Here is a 1126-nt window from a genome sequence, read left to right as displayed (position 1 = left end):
GGTGGTCACGTCCGAGCACAGGCCGCGGTTGCCGGTGTGGGCGAGGCCGAGCAGACGCTGCCCGTCGGGGCAGACGGCCTTGCGGGCACCGGGGTCCCAGTCGGGCAGGGCCCTCATCCGCCGGGAGGCGATGAAGTCGCCGTGGTCGGGGCTGAGCATCGACCAGTGCGCCACGGGGGCGACGGGGCCGGTGCGGCCCGTGGCCCGGATGAGCCGGGTCCAGGCGGCGGCCCGCCAGTCGTCCCCGTCGTAGAGGCCCATGCGGTGGCCGCTCGCGTCCCAGTGCAGCAGGGCCCAGCCGTTGCCCCGGCGTCCCTCGTGCCAGCCGACGAGCGGCCAGTACGCGAAGTCGGCGTCGGTGCGGATCAGGTGGTCGACGAAGTTCTCGAACCAGGCGCGCGCCCTGGCACTGGTCTCCTCACGGCCTCCGACCCCGAACTCGCTGATCCAGACGGGGGCGGTGAAGTGCCGGTCCTGCTCGGCGGCCACGTAGAACGCCTGGCGGTTCAGGACGTCGACCAGTTCGGCGGGGGTCAGGTCCTGGTAGCGCGGGTCGCTGGTCTCGCCCAGTCCGGTGGCGCCGCTGTGGTTCGGGCCGGTGTAGCCGTAGAAGTGGGCCGAGTACACGAGCTTGCCGGAGTCGACGAGCGTGTGCGAGAGATGGCGCACGGATTCCAGGGTGGGGCGTCCGTGCGGGAAGCCGTCGACCGGGAGGCCCGTCCAGTTGATGCCCTCGACAATGATCAGAAGGTCGGGGTTGGCCTCCGTCAGGATGCGGTCGCCCAGGCGCTGCGAGGCGGCGAACCAGTCGTGCTTGTCGCCCAGGCCCCAGTTGGGGTCGTCCCAGAGGTCGCGGCGCACCTCGTTGTAGAGGTCGGCGCCGACGACACGCTTGTTGTCCTTGTAGCGGCGGACCATGAAGAGCCAGTCGTTCTCCCAGGTCTCGGTGGACTGACTGGCGTTCCAGCGCTCGTTGCCGTCGAGCCCGCAGCACCAGCGGGTGGTGTTGGTGTGGTTGTTGAGGATCACCGCGAGCCCGGCGGCGGTGAGTTCCCGCACCACCACGTCGTACACCTGCAGGGGTGTCTTTCCGCGCAGGGAGGGGTTGGCGGCGACGGCGCCGTCG

1 protein-coding gene is annotated in these 1126 nt (G+C 70.9%); it reads right to left on the bottom strand.

What is annotated here, in order from left to right:
* Window positions 1-1126, bottom strand: a 1126-nt coding sequence (locus CCN35_RS22085; RefSeq protein ID WP_143631743.1) for a glycoside hydrolase family 5 protein, incomplete at both ends; no start/stop codon positions are given.

Origin of the sequence: Streptomyces thermovulgaris, assembly GCF_002155915.1 — a bacterium.
In the GTDB taxonomy this organism is placed as follows: domain Bacteria; phylum Actinomycetota; class Actinomycetes; order Streptomycetales; family Streptomycetaceae; genus Streptomyces; species Streptomyces thermovulgaris.
This window is presented reverse-complemented; position numbering and strand designations above follow the sequence as displayed.